General features: G+C 67.7%; 15 protein-coding genes. 5 read left to right on the forward strand and 10 right to left on the reverse strand.

All coding sequences use genetic code 11. From position 1 onward, the window contains the following. The 4 genes from VFE28_13630 to VFE28_13645 form a co-directional block, all read right to left on the reverse strand. Positions 1-243: hypothetical protein (locus tag VFE28_13630; protein ID HZM17037.1), on the reverse strand; the 243-nt coding region annotated here is incomplete at its 3' end. 98 nt (positions 244-341) lie between these two features. Then, positions 342-3734, reverse strand: a complete 3393-nt coding sequence (locus tag VFE28_13635; protein ID HZM17038.1) for a CHAT domain-containing protein — start codon at positions 3732-3734, stop codon at positions 342-344. A 28-nt stretch (positions 3735-3762) separates the two neighbouring features. Continuing rightward, on the reverse strand, positions 3763-5607 hold the full coding sequence (locus tag VFE28_13640) for a serine/threonine-protein kinase (protein ID HZM17039.1): 1845 nt from the start codon (positions 5605-5607) through the stop codon (positions 3763-3765). Beyond that, positions 5591-6145 carry a sigma-70 family RNA polymerase sigma factor gene (locus tag VFE28_13645; GenBank protein ID HZM17040.1) on the reverse strand — a complete coding sequence of 185 codons (555 nt, stop codon included), beginning with the start codon at positions 6143-6145 and terminating at the stop codon, positions 5591-5593. The genes VFE28_13640 and VFE28_13645 overlap by 17 nt, the downstream gene beginning before the upstream one ends. A 545-nt stretch (positions 6146-6690) precedes the next feature. On the opposite strand from VFE28_13645, the gene VFE28_13650 reads away from it, so the two are divergent. Further along, entirely contained in the window at positions 6691-7983 is a 1293-nt protein-coding gene (locus VFE28_13650) for a citrate synthase (protein HZM17041.1), read from the forward strand. Between the two features lie 11 nt (positions 7984-7994). Here VFE28_13650 and VFE28_13655 read toward each other — a convergent pair whose 3' ends face one another. Then, positions 7995-9161, reverse strand: a complete 1167-nt coding sequence (locus tag VFE28_13655) for an acyl-CoA dehydrogenase (protein HZM17042.1) — start codon at positions 9159-9161, stop codon at positions 7995-7997. Positions 9162-9368: 207 nt separating this feature from the next. Between VFE28_13655 and VFE28_13660 the strand changes: the two genes are divergently transcribed. After that, positions 9369-9533, forward strand: a complete 165-nt coding sequence (locus VFE28_13660) for a zinc ribbon domain-containing protein (GenBank protein ID HZM17043.1) — start codon at positions 9369-9371, stop codon at positions 9531-9533. Positions 9534-9974: 441 nt separating this feature from the next. Continuing rightward, complete coding sequence (locus VFE28_13665) at positions 9975-11147, forward strand: DUF4097 family beta strand repeat-containing protein (GenBank protein ID HZM17044.1); 1173 nt, start codon at positions 9975-9977, stop codon at positions 11145-11147. A gap of 68 nt (positions 11148-11215) precedes the next feature. Here VFE28_13665 and VFE28_13670 read toward each other — a convergent pair whose 3' ends face one another. Continuing rightward, positions 11216-11773 (reverse strand): cytochrome c family protein, encoded by a 558-nt coding sequence (locus tag VFE28_13670; GenBank protein ID HZM17045.1) that lies wholly within the window; start codon positions 11771-11773, stop codon positions 11216-11218. 318 nt (positions 11774-12091) lie between these two features. Beyond that, on the reverse strand, positions 12092-12556 hold the full coding sequence (locus VFE28_13675; GenBank protein ID HZM17046.1) for an Lrp/AsnC family transcriptional regulator: 465 nt from the start codon (positions 12554-12556) through the stop codon (positions 12092-12094). A 277-nt stretch (positions 12557-12833) separates the two neighbouring features. Here VFE28_13675 and VFE28_13680 point away from each other — a divergent pair, with 277 nt between their 5' ends. Further along, a complete protein-coding gene (locus tag VFE28_13680) occupies positions 12834-13970 on the forward strand; it encodes a Re/Si-specific NAD(P)(+) transhydrogenase subunit alpha (protein HZM17047.1) in 1137 nt (378 codons plus the stop codon). A 13-nt stretch (positions 13971-13983) separates the two neighbouring features. Here VFE28_13680 and VFE28_13685 read toward each other — a convergent pair whose 3' ends face one another. The 3 genes from VFE28_13685 to VFE28_13695 all read right to left on the reverse strand — a co-directional run bounded on the left by VFE28_13685 (position 13984) and on the right by VFE28_13695 (position 16643). Beyond that, complete coding sequence (locus VFE28_13685; GenBank protein HZM17048.1) at positions 13984-14427, reverse strand: hypothetical protein; 444 nt, start codon at positions 14425-14427, stop codon at positions 13984-13986. A 73-nt stretch (positions 14428-14500) separates the two neighbouring features. Next, on the reverse strand, positions 14501-15985 hold the full coding sequence (thiI, locus tag VFE28_13690) for a tRNA uracil 4-sulfurtransferase ThiI (protein ID HZM17049.1): 1485 nt from the start codon (positions 15983-15985) through the stop codon (positions 14501-14503). A 31-nt stretch (positions 15986-16016) separates the two neighbouring features. Beyond that, on the reverse strand, positions 16017-16643 hold the full coding sequence (locus VFE28_13695; protein ID HZM17050.1) for an outer membrane beta-barrel protein: 627 nt from the start codon (positions 16641-16643) through the stop codon (positions 16017-16019). 309 nt (positions 16644-16952) lie between these two features. Between VFE28_13695 and VFE28_13700 the strand changes: the two genes are divergently transcribed. Beyond that, a partial coding sequence (locus VFE28_13700) for a hypothetical protein (GenBank protein HZM17051.1) occupies positions 16953-17332 on the forward strand: 380 nt, incomplete at its 3' end.

The raw sequence follows: 17332 nt of genomic DNA on the forward strand, positions 1-17332 counted from the left end.
GTCGATCGACTGGTTCAGGGGCTGATTGGGTTGGGTTGTCTTGCGGAGCTGAGCCCGGAAGTCCAGGGTCACCTCCGAGCCATCTGCCACGAAACGCGCGGTGAAGAACATCGTGGAGGGGATCCAGAAGCTCGTCCACGCCGTGGGCCGGTCGACGGGCTCGTCGATCAGCACTCGCTTTTGCGCAGACGCAGCGGAGACCCAACCGGAAAGGAGTAACGCTACGAGAATCGCTCTGTACATGATCGGCCTCCCCGGGGGAAAGGTGATGTGCGGTGGTGATGCTTCGAGTCGTCCCATGGCTGACACTGTTTTCCCGCGAGGCACGGATTCCCTTCCTTTCACCGAACGCCGCTCACCACGAAAGGCGCCCAGAAGAAGGGTTCGGACCAGCGACTCTGCCGGCGCAGCGCGCGTTTGGCGTCGCGCAGGAAACCGGTGTAATCGATGGCGCTTCCAGCTGCCTCGGCCGCGGCGACACGGCGGAAAAAGTCGGCCATCAGCAAGGCGGTGGATTCATCCGCTACCGGCCAGAGGCTCGCCACGGTCCGCTGCGCCCCAGCCACCAGGAAGCCCCGCGACAGCGCGAATACGCCCTCGCCCTGGATGCGGCGGCCCGCCTCGGTCTCGCACGCCGAGAGCACAGCCAGCTCGCAGTCGAGCGGTAGCTCGTAGATCTCGAAAAGGTGCAAGCAGCCGTCTTCCGCGGCGCTCTTCGCCCCCGCGGCCGGCGGGGTGAAGAGGAGGGCCGCCAGCAAGTCGTCGTGGCTCTCGTCCACGATCCCATGCGTCGCGATGTGCACGTAACGCGCCGTGGCGATCTCGGCAGCGACGCGGGATTCCGTCGCCTGCAGGCCGCGCAGGCAGACGACTCGCTTGGGCCCGAAGGCTTTCTGGATGGCTTCGCTCTCCCGTGCCGTGGCCGGTAAGCGGGGCAAGCCCGCGCCGCGCAGCAGGAACTCGCCCTCGTCGGGGACGTTGCTCGTCGACATGCTGCTGGTCGAAACGCCACCGGTCGGAACGCTGCCTGCCGAGGCGCCGCTCGCCGCCACTTCGGTGGGGCTCGCATCCTCCGTCAGCGACGCGACCTCTTTCGGGTCGAAGACCGGATCGCAGACCGTGAGCACGCGCCGAGAGGCATTCTTGCTGCTCTCGCGCCCGGTGATATCGAGGAGCGTGGTGATGGAGTTCGTGTAGCGGATGGGCGGCCCGACGTCGAGCCAGTAGCTCGGATCGGACGCGGGCGCTGGCTCGACCACGAGCGCCTCGAAGGGCAGCTGGTGCAGACTGCCATCCGGAACGATGACCACCTCTGACGCTTCGACGATGCGCTTCCACACCGTGGGCGGCACCAGGGTCTTCCACAAGAGATGGCTCTTCTCGAGGCGCTGCGCTGCCGGCAGCGGCTTCGCTTCGGCGGCGACGGGCACCGCGCCGGTCACCTTGCGCAGGCGCACGATGCCGCCGACGACGCTCCCTGGCCGTTCCATCGCATTCCTGCCGCTCACCAGCGCGGCCAGCGTTTCGCTGCCGAACGACCCTGGCGAGACGCCGGCCGCCTTCGCCGCTTCGGGCGCGAGCATCAGGGCATGACATTCGACCTCGCCCGGAGCCGGCGGCACGACGAAGAGGAAGCTCGATGCGGTGCCGATCTGGTAGAGGAGGAGGAGTTCATCCGGACGGAGCAGCCTTTCTTGAATGACCTGGACAGAGAAACCTGCGTCGCGCTGCTGCAGCAACCTCCGCCAGGCGGGGCTGTGCACCTGAATCTCTTCCGTGACCTCGCGGTAGTCCCGGAGTGCTGCTTCCAGCTCCTTCTCGAGCGCCGCGATCCGGGCGACACCGTCGCGATCCGTCGCCGTCCAATTTGCCCGTGCCAGATTGATGTCCTGCTGGATGCGAGTGATCCGGCGCCGCGCCTCGTGCTCGCGCTGCTCGAGGGGGCCCCGCGTCGCGGTCGGAACCCCGGCCAGCGGCTCGACCCGACCGGCGGCGAGCTGCTCGTGCAGGACGCGGGCGCGGATCCTCTCGGCATAGGCGAGGGCCTCGTCCGTCTGCCCCGATTCCACCAGCCAGGCGATCATGTCGTTGTAGTAATCAGCGAAGCGCTGCAGGAAGAGGATGCGCGACGCATCCCCACCGCCGCGCCGGGGGCGGAGTTCCTCGACCAGCGCCAGCGCCCGCTCGAGGGAGTGCATCGCGGCCTTGGAGTCGCCACGGCTGCGCTCGAGATGGGCCTCGAGCGCCCAGGCCTCGGCCTCCGCCTCGGGCGACGCCGCACTCGGCTCCAGGATGGCGAGCGCCCTTGTCAGCAGCTCTTGGCACTCTGGAGTCGCAGAGCTCTTTCCGGCCGTCGCCTGCGCCAGACCGACGAGCGTGACTCCCACCTCCGGGTGGGTCCGGCCGAGGATGCGCTCGCGCTTCTCCAGTGCCTGTCTGAACAATTCCTCGGCGCGGCTCTTGTCGCCCCGCGCCAGCAGCGCTTCTGCGGTGTCGTTCAGGATCTGCGCGTGGTAGATCTCGTGCGGAATCTCGAGATGGGAGAGAATGCCCAGCGCTTCTTCCCACAGGCGGATGGCTTCATCCCAGTTCCCGCTTGCCGCGTAGAGCTTGGCCGGCTCGTTCAAGAAGTAGACGAATCCGGCGGGATCCGGCACCCGCACGCTCAGGCGGGCGAGTTCGAGGGCTTGCCGCAGGAGGGGCTCCGCCTCCTCGAACTTGCCCTGGTCGCGGGTGAGCACTCCGAGGTTCAAGTGGGCCGTCGCCAGACGCCGCGGTTTCACCGCGGGATCGGCGGCGCTGATCCGCAGCGCCTGGCGGTACAGGCGCTCGGCCTCATCGAGCCGGTCCAGGTCCCAGTAGAGCGCACCGAGATTGTTGAGGAGGCGGGCGTGGCCGCTGTTGCGGGGCAAGTGCGCCTCGGAGACGGCCACGGCGCGAACGAGGAGGCTTTCCGCGGCGACGAAATCGCCCGCGATGCGCCGGGTGTCGGCGAGATCGTTGAGGCACCAGACAACCATCTTGTGGTCCGGTGGGGAAGTAGACTCGAAGCGCGCGAGCGTCTGTCGATAGGCGTCCTCGGCGGCGACGTAATCATGCTGGTCGTAGCAGATCTTGCCGAGACCGTAGAAAGCGAGCGCCACCGCGGTGTCTGCGGCCGCGCCCCGTCGCAGGATGCCGAGCTCTTCCTCGGTGAGCTTGCGTGCCGCCGCCAGATCTCCAAGCCCGCGCTCCACCCGCACGAGGAGCGCATACGCCGGAGACACGGCGGGAACCTCCCCTGACATTTTCCGGCGCAACTCGAGGAGGCGGCGGCACACGGGTCTTGCGGTGGCGAACTGGCGCTGATCGGCGAGAAGAGTCCCGAGCGCCTCGAGGCGTTCGCAGAGCGCATCCGGTCGTCGGGCGAGGGTGCGCTCCCAGTCGGCGACGGCGCTGTCGCAGCGCGCGCTCGCGTAGCGCGTTTCGCCCGTGGCGAACTCCTTCTCCAGCACGGCGAGGAAGGCGTCGAAGGACGCGTCCGGAGCTGCAGCGGGTGCGAGCGAGGTCTCCTCCGCCCGGGCGGGGGCGGTCACCAGCGACGCTGTCCACGCTCCGCCCCACGCTGCGATCACCAGGGCTCCCATGCAGGCGACGCGGCGCGCAGCTGCGAGGCTGCCGAGGACGCCGGCCGCGTGTCGGAGTGCGCCGGCCCCATGGCGGAGGCGGGGTGATGCGAAGTATGGGCCTGGCATGATCGGCCTCCTGACCGACTACGGCCGGCTACGAGCCCCGTTTCTCCACCCTGAGCTCGTGCAACCAGATGCTCCCGCTGGCGCGCTTGTCCGCTGCCAAACGGCGCGCCAGAGCGAAAAGATCCGGATGCGCTTCCGATGCAGAAGAATCCGCGATCTTGGCGACGCCGGTCACGCCGCGTACGAGCGCCGTGATGGCATCGTCTGCGATCGGGGTCGCGGTCAAACCGCCACCGAGCGCGACCGCCGGGATCTTGGCCGCCGCCGCTTCGAAGGCATCGAGTCGTTCGATGCTGGCCACGATGAGGAACTTCTCGACACCCAGGTCGTCGCTCAGCGACCAGCCGAGGCGCTTGCCGCTCAGCTCGCCCGGCAGAACGAGCGCCTGATGCGCCGGCAGAGGATTCTGTGGCCCGCCGCCGGCCATCGGAAAGAGCAGCACCGCTTGCCCGGTGGCGTCGACGTTGAGGACGTAGACATGGGCAGTGCGAGAGAGATCGAGGTGGAGCTCGAGACGGTCCAGGGTAGAAATCACGGCGTCCGCCTCCAAAGTCCGGCTCGTGCCCGCGCTCGTCGCGGCAAGGTCGGCGCGTGCCGAGAGCGGTTCGGGTGTTGCGAGCCGTTGGGCCACCGCGTAGGCCCCTGCGATCAGGAGGAGCGTCGCGAAGGCGAGGAGCGGTGCCTGTCGGCGGCGGCGCGGCCGCCCCGTGTGGGTCATGCTCCCCGGTATGCCCGACTCCCCGATCCGGCTCGTCGCCCCGGCCCAGGAGGACTCGACCTTTTCCAACGCCTCTCGCATCGCTTCCGCCGAAGGGAAGCGTTGCAGCTTGTCCTCCGCGAGCGCCCGATCCACGCACGAGGTGAAGGACTGCGGCAGGTCGAGTCGAAGCGCCGCGAGTCGGATCGGCTCTCGCTGTCGGCGACGGACGCGACCGGCGCGAGCCGCAGGATGGCGCCCCAGCACGAGGGTGGCGAGGAGCAGCCCCAGGCTGTAGAGGTCCGATTGGGGCGATGGCGGCACGCCCGTGAACAGCTCGGGAGCCATGTAGCGCGGCGTTCCGACCATGAGGGAAGGGTCGCCGGTGGCACTCCGCAGGCGGCCGGCGCCGAAGTCCATGAGTACGGCCCGACCGTTGGTGTCGAGAAGCACGTTGTGCGGTTTGATGTCCTGGTGGATGACCTCGGCCGCGTGGATCGCTCCCAGCGCCCCGCACAGATCGATGCCGAGGCGCACCACCTCCGCGACGCCGAGGGTGCCGCGCTCGGTGAGGACGTCGGCCAGGCTCGTGCCATGGACGAGCTCCATCCAGATGCCGATGCGACCGGCGTGCGTCTCCAGGCCGTAGATGCGCACCACGTGCGGGTGCTCGACGCGCGCCAGCAACCGGCCTTCGGCGAGGAAGCGCGACTCCCAATCCGGGTCCAGCGACAGATCCGGCCGCAGCAGCTTGAGCGCCACCTGCCGGTGCAAGCGCTGGTCCCAGGCGCGGTACACCGCGGCGGAGCCGCCGCTGCCGATGTGCTCCAGCAGCTTGAGGGATCCCCAGATTTCGAAGGGCAAGGTCTCGTCGGCGGCGTCCAGTGCTCCGCGCGGACCGGTCTCCGAGACGATCGTTTCTTCCTCGGCCATCGATCGCACGCGAACCCGTGAGACCGCGCGCTCTGCCCCGGTGAGGCTCGCCGGGCTCGCGCCGCTCGGCAGCGCCAGAGTGCGCGCCAGGCGCGACACCTCGGACACGAGCCGCAAGTTGTGGAGGCAGCGCTTCTCGCGCTCCGAGCTCGCCTCGCGCTCGCGAGCCTGCCAATCGACCGCGTCCCCGTCGGAGACGGCGCCACTCACGCTCTCCAGCAGCCCATCATGGTTGCGCTTCATCGCCGACCCCCATGTCCTCCGCGAGGCGCAGGAGCGCCCGCTTCACCGCCATGCGCGCCGCGTCCGCCGAGGGCTTGCCCTGCAGCGCGGCGATCTCGTCGTAGGCGCAGTCCATCTCGATCCGCGCCACGACGAGCTCGCGGTCCGACTCGGACAGCCGCGACAGCGCCGCTTCGTAACGGGCGAGGGACTCGCGGCCGATGAGCGTGGCGAGCGGCGAGGGCGATTCGGGCAGCAGGTCTTCGGCCCCGGCGAGGGCACGGTCGCGGGCACCGGCGCGCCGTACTTGGTCGCGGATCTTGTTGAGGATCGCCTGGCGCAGATAACCGTGGAAGGCGCCCTTCCAGCGCGGCCGGAATTCCTCGAGGTGCCGGAGCCACTGCACGAATGCATCCTGCACCAAGTCCTGGGTGTCGAGGCCATCCCGCGCGGGTGCGGGTAAGCGTCCACTCGCCCAGCGCAGCAGCCGGGCGGCATAGCGCGCATGCAGGAGTGCGAAAGCGTTCTCGTCGCCGGCACGCACGCGTTCGAGGAGCACGGAGGTGGAATCCTCGGGCGAGGGCCCTTGCACAAAGCCCCGGTTGTCCGGTCCTCCGCCCATCCGATCCGTCCAGGTCCAGGCGCAGCCCAGCTCGGGCCGAGCAAGCGCTCGAGATCGTGTCACGGCTCGCTCCCAGCATAGCCCATCGCCTCCACCGTTTCCCTCGCTCTGGGGCTTTGGCCCAGAAGGCCCGATGCCGCCGCCCCTGGCGTTTCTGCATCCTCAACGAACGAAGCGCCGGAACCGAACAGCACGGTGCCTCGCCGGCGGAGCGCCACCATGGAACCGGGCATTGCCTCGTCTCGACGGGCTGGTATTTCTTCGCACCGTGCTGGAAGATGTCGGGCGCGGAGAGGACAAGAGTTCCCAGGGAGGCAGCGGCAGGGCAGGGCGTTCCCCCGCTGGCTGGGCGTTGCTCGAGGCAGCGCGCTGGCCTGTCTGGATCGACCCAGCGGAGGCGTTGCTTTGAGGCGTGGATCGGTTTAGTTACGAGTAGGAAGCATGGCCCAAGGCCATGGGGCGCCCGTGGCCGCGAAGAGGAGATGGTGATGCCTGATTCGCGCCTGACGGTGGTCGATCACCGGACCGGCAAGCAGTACGAGATTCCCATCCAGGACGGGACGATCCGCGCTCTGGACCTGCGCCAGATCAAGGCGAGTCCCGACGATTTCGGTCTGATGACCTACGACCCTGGGTACACCAACACGGCCGCCTGCAGGAGCCGGATCACCTTCATCGATGGCGACAAGGGCATCCTCCGCTACCGTGGCTACCCCATCGAAGAGCTGGCCGAACACAGCGACTACCTGGAGACTGCCTACCTCCTCCTCCATGGCGAGCTCCCTGACCGCCAGCAGCGGGAAGCGTGGGTGCAGGAAATCCTGCACCACACCATGGTGCACGAGAACATCAAAAAGTTCGTGGACGGCTTCCACTACGACGCCCACCCCATGGGGATGCTGGTGAGCACGGTGGCAGCGCTCTCGACCTTCTACAAGGGAGCCCGGGCGGTCCGGGACCCGGACTCGCGGCGGCGGCAGACGCTGCGGCTCATCGCCAAGATGCCGACGCTGGCGGCCTTGACCTACCGGCACAGCATCGGCATGCCCTACGTGAACCCGGACAACGATCTCAGCTTCACCGGCAACTTCCTGAGCATGATGTTCCGGATGACCGAGCTCAAGTTTCGGCCGAACCCGGTGCTGGAGCGGGCTCTGGACGTGCTCTTCATCCTCCACGCCGACCACGAGCAGAACTGCAGCACCAGCGCCATGCGCAACGTCGGCAGCGCCCTCTCCGACCCCTACGTCTGCACCGCGGCGGCGGCGGCAGCGCTCTATGGCCCCCTCCACGGCGGGGCCAACGAGGCGGTGCTTCGCATGCTGGCGGAAATCGGCTCGGTGCAGCGTGTGCCGGAGCACGTGCAGAAGGTGAAGGCGGGCCAGGTGCGCCTCATGGGCTTCGGGCACCGGGTGTACAAGAACTACGATCCCCGCGCCAAGATCATCAAGAGCATCGCCGACCAGGTGTTCGAGGTAACCGGGAGGAACGCGCTCCTGGACATCGCCCTGGAGCTGGAGCGCATCGCTCTGCAGGACGACTACTTCATCTCCCACAAGCTCTACCCGAACGTGGACTTCTACTCCGGGATCATCTACCAGGCGATGAAAATCCCGGTGGACATGTTCCCGGTGATGTTCGCCATCCCGCGCACCGTGGGCTGGCTGGCGCAGTGGGAGGAATTACTCCTCGACGAGGAGCAGAAGATCGCCCGGCCGCGCCAGATCTACCTGGGGAACGGGCAGCGCCACTACCCTCCGGCCAAATCGCGCTGAGGTTCTCGGGTTTAGTCGCTGAGGATCGCCTTGGCGATGGTGGAGAGCTGCATGAACGACGTGCCCTCGTAGATCTTGCCGATCTTGGCGTCGCGGTAGAGCTTCTCCACCGGGTAGTCCGTGGTGTAGCCGTAGCCGCCGTGGATCTCCAGCGCGGCGGAGGTGATGAACTCGGCGGCCTCGCTGGAGTAGAGCTTGGCCATGGCCGCTTCCTTGAGGAAGGGCTGGCCGGCGTCCTTGAGGCGCGCCGCGTTGTACACCAGCAGCCGGGACGACTCCAGCCGGGTGGCGCAGTAGGCCAGCTGGTGCTGCACCGCCTGGAACTCGCTGATCGTTTTGCCGAACTGCTTGCGCTCCTTGGCGTACTTGCAGGCGTATTCCAGCGCCGCCGCCGACAGCCCGATCATCTGGGCGCCGATGCCGATCCGCCCCTCGTTCAGGATTTCGATGGCGATCTTGTAGCCCTTCCCGACCTCGCCGAGGACGCGGTGTTCCGGCACGGTGCAGTCGTCGAGGATGAGCTCGCAGGTGCTGGAGGAACGGATGCCGAGCTTGCTCTCGCGCTTGCCCAGGCCGAAACCGGGATCGTCCTTCTCCACGATGAAGGCCGTGATGCCCTTGTAACCCTTGCTGGGGTCGATGTTGGCGAAGATCAGGAAGATCCCCGCTTCCCCGGCGTTGGTGATCCAGAGCTTGCGTCCCTGGAGCACCCAGGTGTTGCCGCGCTTCTGTGCCCGCGTCGCCAGGCCGAAGGCGTCGGAGCCCGAGCCCGCTTCGGACAAGGCATAGGCGGCCACGGTGTTCTTGGCCACGCGGGGGCCGTAGATGCGTTTCTGCTCCTCCGAGCCATAGCGCAGGAGGCCGTTGTTGAAGAGCGTGTTCTGCACGTCCACGAAGACACCGACGGACGCATCGACACGCGAGAGTTCCTCCACCGCCAGGATGGATTGGAAGAAGTTGCCGCCGGCACCACCGTGGATCTCGGGGATCTCGATGCCCATGAGTCCCATCTCGAAGAGGGCGGGGATGAGCTCCTCGTCGTAGCGGCCGGCCTCCTCCATGGCGCGGACGCGCGGCCGGACCTCGCCGAGGGCAAACTCGCGTACCGCCTGGCGGAACATTTCTTCGTCTTCCGTGAGCATCGTGAGGGCTGGGCGGCTCATGGCCTCGACGGACATCGTGGGCACTCCCCGTTGGGTCCCGGCAGCCGGCCGGGACCAGCACTCGACCCGAAGGGGCGGCAAAGGCTAGCGGGAGCGTAGCAAATCCGCCACCCCGGTGCAGTGTCCAGCCAGGGCTTCCCGCGCCGCCCGGGAAGGAGTTATCTACACCGACGACGGCCTGCGAGCGGCCCCGGGAGCCGGCGCAGGCAGGAGGAGAAACGAATGTCCACGTACGAGTACCAGTGCGACGCCTGCAAACACACCTTCACGGTCGACATGAACGTCGGTGCCCACGAGACCGCCAAGGTCGAATGTCCCAAGTGCAAGAGCAGCAACGTGAGGTGGCACCCCGCGCCGTTCTTCGCCAAGACCGCCAAGAAGAGCTGAGAGGTCATCGAGGTCGGATCTCTTGCCAGTGCGCGGATCCCGCGCCGGTTCCTGGTACGGGTGCGAATGCGTCGCGGCGGCATTGTGGCACTGCCCGCACATCTGCACCTGCTTGTCCGCCAGCAATCCAGGCTGGCCGCTCCCGTGCGCCTGGTGACAGGTGTCGCACTGGAGAGCGTCGGGGTGGCTGAACTTCTGGGCGAGCATTCTCCGCTCGTGGCAGGGGCGCGGCGCCGGCTCCCAGGCGGGAGCGACTGCGCCACCGAATGGGTGGCCGAAGGGACTGCGGAACCTCTTAGGTGGCGGGCGCGTCTGGGAAGAAGAGCAGGGGAGAGTGCCGGAAACGCAACCTTCCGCCCTGATGCCCCGTCTCAAGCGTCGTGGGCGCCACCCTTTCTTCCCGGCGCTGCCCACGGGATCCCGAGCCCAGGAGGGCTGACCTTGCAAAAGTCGAACTTTATCAATGCTTTGCAGCTCTCCGCCGGTTTCCTTTGGGGCGCTGTAGCGCTGCTTTCTCCGCCTCTGGCGCGCGGAGCGGTGCTGGATCGCGAGTTCACCTTCGAGGCCGAGGAGGTGTGGGTCGGCAACCTGATCGGCCAGGTGCGGATCGGCAGCCACGGAGGGAAGGACATCGTCGTCCGCGTCCACGTGGACGGACGGGATGCCACGCCGGAGCTCCTCAAGCTCGAGGAACACCACGGCCACCGTGCCGAGCTCGCCATCATCTTCCCCGTGGAAGAGCACCGGCGTTACGTGTACCCGGCCCTCGGCAGCGGCAGCCGCACCCAATTCCGCGCGCGTGAGCACGACGGCGACTGGCTCTCCGAGCTGCTGCACGGGCGCGAGATCGAGGTGCGCGGCGAATCCTTCCGCGACGCCATCGAAGTCTGGGCGGACGTCGAGGTGCTACTCCCAGGAGGGAAGGACGTGACCATCTTCCTCGGCGTCGGTGCCATGGAAGCCCGTGACGTGCGCGGCGACCTCGACCTCGACACGCAGAGCGGCCGCATCACGGTGGACGCTCTCGAAGGCCGTCTCCGCGCCGACACCGGCAGCGGCGCGGTGCACGTGGGCAGCGTGCGCGGCGACGTGGACGTGGACACCGGGAGCGGCAGCGTGGACCTCGCCGACATCAGCAAAGCGCAGCGCGTCCTGGTAGACACCGGGAGCGGCGGCGTCGACGTGCGCAATGTCGAAGCGCGCGAGCTCGTGCTCGACACCGGCAGCGGCAGCGTCGACGTGGCGGACGCCCGCGTCGAGGAGATGAACGTGGACACCGGGAGCGGCGGCGTGGAGGCCGTGGACATCGAAGCCGACGGCGTCCTCATCGACACCGGCAGCGGCAGCGTCGAGCTCGAGCTCTTGCGCCTAGGCGGCGGCCGCTACGAGGTGGACACGGGCAGCGGCGGCATCCGCCTGCGCCTGCCACGGGAAGTCTCCGCCGTCTTCGAGGTGGACACGGGGAGCGGCGGCATCGAGGTGGATCTGGAAGGCGTGGATCTCGGCCGCAAGCCCCGCCACGAGGCCCGCTTCACCGTGGGCTCCGGCACCTCGCGGGTGCGCTTGTCCACCGGGAGCGGTGGGGTGCGCATCGGCCACGGCCAGGAGGGCTGAGGCGAAAAAAGCATCGACAGCGAAAGGGGCCGCGCTGTCGCGGCCCCTTCTCGTTTCCTGGACGCAGGCTATTTGGTGGCAGCCTTCTTCTGCGGATTCGGGTGCGTGATCACGGCCACGGCCTTGGCGAAGTCGAAGGCGGTGAACGACGGGCTTTCCTTGTTGTGGCAGGTGGTACAGGTCTTCTCGTCCGGAAGCACGAGACCCGCAGCCACGGACTGGGCGCGGTCCTGCATCACGTTCATCTTCTGGTAGTCACCACCCGCCCCATGGCAACTCTCGCAGCCGACGCCGTCTTCCTTGACGAAAGCCGCGTCGAAGAGCTCCGCCGGTTTGCCGTAGCCGGTGACATGGCACTTCAGACATTCCGGACTCTGCTGCGGCGGCTTGGTCAAGCCCTTCTCCTTGGCCAGGGCGACGGCTTTGTCGCTGGCCAGGGTGGCGTAGGCCTTGGCGTGCTTCGACGCCTGCCAGTGGGCGAACTGGTTGCCCTTCGCCTCGGTCTTGTGACACATGGCGCACTTCTTGACGCCGATGAACTTGTGCTCCGTCTTCTTCTCTTGAGCCTGGGCGCCCACGGCGATGCCGAAGACGAGCAACGCCGCCCATACGACCTGCTTTTGCATCGAACCATCTCTCCCTTCCGCGGAGACTGCGTGTCTCGGCACCATTCTAACTAACGCGGAGCGTTGTTGCGATCCCCGTGCTGTCCAGAGACGAATGGAGAAGCAGATGCTCCCGAAGGGGTTAGCAGTGGAGGAAAGGACGGCGTCGGAGGCTTTGTGTCCAAGGGACACAGTGCGGGGCGAAGCCGACAAGCCCCCGACTGGTTCCGAAGGAGGCGTTCATCGCCGACCGCAAGGGTCCGATGAGTGGCGCTCGCAGGGGCCGAGCCTGATGGCCTTTAAGGGTTTGTCGAGTGGCGCTCGCCGGAACCGAGCTCCTCACTCCGCGATGAGCGGCAGGGGCGGGTGATCGCGCTTGAGCATCTTCAGAATGGCCAGCGACTCCATCCGGTCGATCAGACCGAGGGGGATGAGTCGGGCGTTGATGAAGCTCTCGAGCGCGGGGACGTCCGCCACCGCGACATGGGCGATGAAGTCGAAGCGGCCGAGCACTTGGGCGCAGTCCAGCACCTCGTCGAATTCCGCCATAGCGCTGCTGAATTTCGACACCTCTTCCGGTGTCTGATTCTTCAGCGTGAAGGCCATGATCACTTCGAGCGCCCGGCCTACGCGCCGGGGTTCGACGCGTGCCGCGTAACCTTGGATGACACCCGAGGTCTCCAGGCGGCGCACGCGCTCCAGCGTCGCCGATTCGGAGAGGCCCACCTCGCGCGCCAGTCGTGTGTTGGTCATACGCCCCTCGAAGAGGAGCGTCCGAATGATCTTCGCATCGATGGGGTCCACGCCGTCGATTATGCTCCCGATTCGGGCGGAGTCAATCCGGTAGCCGCACTCGCTGCGGTCGAGGGCCGAGGCAGGTGGTGGCCGCGGCCCCTCCGGGTCGAGAGCGGCCGCGGCCCGGGCCTTTCGGCGCCAGACCTATGTTCTTGCCCGGCCGTCGAATGAGGCCGCGGGTCGGTGGATTCACGGAGCGCCGTTGTGAGCGGGCCCGTGCTTCGCTAGACTCGGCGGCCGCTGTGCAGAAAAATGGACCGCCAGCCGACTCGTCGAAGGGGGACGCATGCGCATCGGTATCCCGAAGGAAACACGGCCGGGGGAGACGCGCGTCGCCCTCGTGCCCGACGCGGTGTCCCGCCTGGCGAAGTCGAATCTCGAGTTTCTGGTGGAGAGAGGCGCCGGCGCCGGGGCCTGGAGCGACGACAGCGGCTACGAGAAAGCCGGTGCCCGCCTGGTGGACACGGCACAAGTCTTCGAGGCCGAGGTCCTGGTCAAGGTGGCGCCGCCGACGCTGGAAGAAGCGAGGCGCCTGCGAGCGGGTCAGGTGTTGATCGGCTTCCTGGCGCCCCTCGCCGATCTCGGCCTGGCCAAGGTGCTCGCGGGCACCGGGGCCACCTGCTTCAGCATGGAGCTGGTGCCGCGCATCACTCGCGCTCAGTCCATGGATGCGCTCTCGTCGATGAGCAGCATCGCCGGCTACAAGGCGGCGTTGCTCGCCGCCGAGCGCTTGCCGCGCTTCTTCCCCATGCTCGTGACGGCGGCAGGGACGCTGGCGCCGGCGCGCGTGCTCATCCTCGGCGCTGGTGTGGCAGGGCTGCAAGCCATCGCCACCGCCCGCCGGATCGGCGCCGTGGTGAGCGCTTTCGACGTGCGGCCGGCGGTGAAGGAACAGGTGCAAAGCCTGGGCGCCCAGTTCCTGCAGATCGAGATGCCGCAGCAGGACACGGAAGACGCCGGCGGCTACGCCAAGGCGCTCTCCGAAGAGGCGCACCGGCGCGAGGTGGAGCTGCTCTCCAAGGCCGTTCGCGAGATGGACGTGGTGATCACGACGGCTCTGGTGCCGGGACAGCGGGCGCCGCTCCTCGTCACCGAGGACATGGTGCGGAGCATGAAAGCGGGCTCCGTCATCGTCGATCTCGCCGCCGAGGCGGGGGGCAACTGCGCGCTCACCCGCCCGGGCGAGGACGTGGTGGTGCACGGCGTCACCATCCTCGGCCCTCTCAACTTGCCGGCCACGATGGCCGGGCACGCGAGCCAGATGTACTCGCGCAACATCTCCAGCTTCCTGCAGAACATGATCAAGGATGGCAAGCTCGCCGTGGACATGCAGGACGAGATCCTGCGCGGCTCCTGCCTCACCCACGAAGGTCGCATCGTGGCCGAGCGCACCCTGGCTCTCGTCGGAGCCGCTACGGCTTGAGGGGCTACGCCGCCTACCTGCCCGCCCTCACCGCATCTTCGATGCGGTCGTCGGTCTCGGGCTCCGTCGGTGGTTGGAGCCACCCCTGACTCGGGAGGGTTGGCTGGCTGCTGAACTCCCGGAAGGTGGGTGAAGAAGACTCGAAGAACCCGGTCCCATCGAACGGTCTGCTGAAGACGAGACTCCTGTCGTTGGAGAGACCTGCGAGACTCCGCGTCGGCAGCCCAGCTCCATCCGCACCGAGACTCATCCCACCGAGCGGATCCCCGACCTGAAGCACGATCGGGAAAGTTGGTGTCGAGCCATCTTCCCAGAGGAAGCTGGCGGGGATCGACGGCGGAGCCGTGAATGTCACCGCGACGTAAAGCGTAAAGCAAACGACGCTCAGCATGACCCGGCCCCCGCGGACGGCAGGCTTGTGACCGCTCCACTCCTCGGTCGCGATCTCGGCCGGCAACGAGGCTAACGACCCTCGTGTCCCACGTCAGTCGGGGGAGGCCCGGTTTCTGGGTAGGTCTTCTGCCTGATGGTCAGCGGTGCCAGGCGTTCTCGGGCAGGAGCTCTAGCGGTACCAGGTGGCGCTCGGCAGCGTGGCGGAGGAGGCCGCGGAGGCCGCCGCGGAAGTTGTAGGCGTTGTAGCCGGCTTCCCGCAGGCGCTCGGCCAGGAAGGCGCTCTTCAGGCCGAATTCGCAATACGCCACGTAGCAGCGGCCCTTGTCGAGACTGCCCACGAGCTTGAGGGCGTGTTCCAGGTCGAGTCTTTCAGCGCCGGGATAGTGCCAAGCGGCGTAGCCGTGCTCGCCGCGGATGTCGAGGACGACGGCGCCGTCCGGGACGGTGTCGATCTCCAGCGACTCGAGCGCCCAGTCCTCTTCGCGCAAGCGGCGCGCCGCGAGCGTCGTTCCCTGCGCCAGCACTGCCGCCGCATCCAGTTCGAGGGCGGCTTCCGCTTCGGCCACGTCGGCGGGCCGGGCCGCGACGGCCGGTTTCTTCGGCACGATGTCGCAGTACTCCTGCACCGTGGCCGAGAGGTCGTAGGTGCCAATCAGCCGGGCACGCGCGATGATCTCTTCTTTGTCCATGCCCACCAAGGGCCGCAGCACCGGCAAATCAAGGCGACCGTCCAGAGCGCGCAGGTTCTTGAGCGTCTGCGACGACACTTGGCCCAGGGCTTCGCCGGTGATGATGGCGTGGCCACCGTGGATCCTGCCGGCCTCCTCGGCCACGCGGTACATGGCGCGCTTCAACGCCAGCTGCCAGAGCGCCGGGTGGCAGCGCGCACGGATGGTCTCCACCACGGGCTCGAACGGCACGACGTGCACCGTCGAAGGGGTGCCGTAGCCCCAGCGTCCGGCGAGAATCTGCAGCACCCGCAGTGCCCCTTGAGTGTGCACGGCGCCGCCGAGGCGACAAAAGACGAAGTCCAGCGCCACACCCCGGCGCATCACCATCCAGCTGGCGACGGCGGAATCGAAGCCGCCGGAAAGGAGCGCCACCGCGCGGCCTTCACAGCCGAGGGGCAGGCCGCGCTGCCCCGGCACGGAAGAGCTGAAGAGATAGGCGGTGCTACCGCGCACCTCGAGGTGACAGGTCACCTGCGGGTCGTCGAGATGCACCTTGCCGTGGTGGCGCAAACGGTCGCCGAGAGCGACGCAGAGATCATGGGAGGTGAAGGTGGCGCTGCCGCCGGTGCGGGCACGCACGGCGAAGGTCTTCCCCTGCACCGCCGGGAGGAAATACGGCGCCGCCTGCTCCACCAGCGTTTCCAGCGTCGAAGCGTCCCGCGCTTCCACCGGGGAAAGTGAGTGCACGCCGAAGACGCGGGACGCCACCTCCAGCGCCCGCGACTCCTCGGCTTCGAAGAGGAGGCGCACCCAGCCTGGCTCCACGCGAGCCGCGATCCCCTCGCTGCGGAAAGCGTCGCGCAGGTTGTCGACGAGACGCCGCAGGAAACGACGGCGGGTGCGGTCCGACTTCGTCGTGATGTCCGGGCTCAGCCGCACGAGTGTCTGCACGTCGCCTCCGTGACGCTCCTGCCGTAACCGCTTACCGGTGTCCTCCCAGCTTGATGATCAACCCGCCGGTGACTTCCCACTGGTCGAAGAACTCGCCCTCCGTCACCGGATAGCAAAAGAACGGATCGCACCAGACCCCGGTGCCCGTGGAGATCCAGGTCGGGGCCCAGCGGAAGTCCGCGCGCAAGGCGAGCTTCTGATCGATGTCGCGTCGCAACCCGGCCCCGATGTTCCAGGCGAAGCGCCCGATGGTCTCGGCGTCGTCGGCCCAGAAGATCGAGGCTCCCAATCCGGCAGTGAAGTAGGGCCGCGCCCGCGCCCCGCTCCGCGCCGCGTACCAGATGCCGTTGAGCATGATGTCGTCGCGTTTGAAGGATCCGTCGCGCGTCCCGCCCCCGACCAGCGAGGCGTCCCAGTCGCCCTCCCAGTGGCTCCAGTAGAGTTCTGTGGCCGAGTTGCGCGGCATGTTGGCGTCCAAGGCGACACCGTACGCGGCCGCATCCTTGACGTCGAAGTCGGAGACGCCCTGCAGGCTGTTGATCCCGCCGCTCCACCGGTAGCCGCCGAATGGAATGATCTCGACGCTTTGTACCTGGGCGCCAGCCCTCGCGCTCGACAATGCCAGCAGGACCGACAAACCCACGATGACTCGTCTCATACCGACTCCTCCTCCTGGATGGACAACGAAAGCGTACGGTTCGGCAGCCTGTCCCTCGGCGCCTTCCTTCGTTCCCCCGGGACGAAACACCAACTGCGATGGTGCCGGACCCCCAGCCGCTCCTCGGAGGGCGAGCGGCAAGAGCACACTGGGTGTGGGGCCTCGGCTCGGGCCAGTGTAGAGGATGCCTTTGCATCATGTCCAACGGGCGCCAGGCCCTTGGATGCTGCTGCCCGGATTGCCCACCGTGAGCGAGCGGGAGCAGAAGGCTTGTTCGGCTCCGCCATGGGGATTAGAATTCACTCGTCCATGGGACACCGTTCCTCATCGCCGCCACGCACCGAACACCGTCCAGGCCGCTTTCGAGCGGGCCTTCTCCTCCTGACCCTCGCCCTCTTCCTCCCTGCACCCGAGGCGCAGGGGGCGTCACGCGCCCAGAGCACGGCGCGGCTGCTCCAGGCTCTGGAAGCGCTGCAGCCCGAGGAAACGCAGGTCCTCTGGGTGTATCTCACCGACAAGGCGACGGGCTCGCTCGGCAAGGGAACGGCGCCGCTGGCTCTCGTCTCCGAACGGAGCCTGCGCCGTCGGCTCAAGGTGCGGCCGCCGTCGGCGGTCGTGGACGCCTGCGATCTTCCCCTCGACGAGGCTGCGGTGGCGCTCGTGGCAGCCCGCGCCACGCGCCTGCGGCA

It is taken from the genome of Candidatus Krumholzibacteriia bacterium (assembly GCA_035649275.1).
Classification (GTDB): domain Bacteria; phylum Krumholzibacteriota; class Krumholzibacteriia.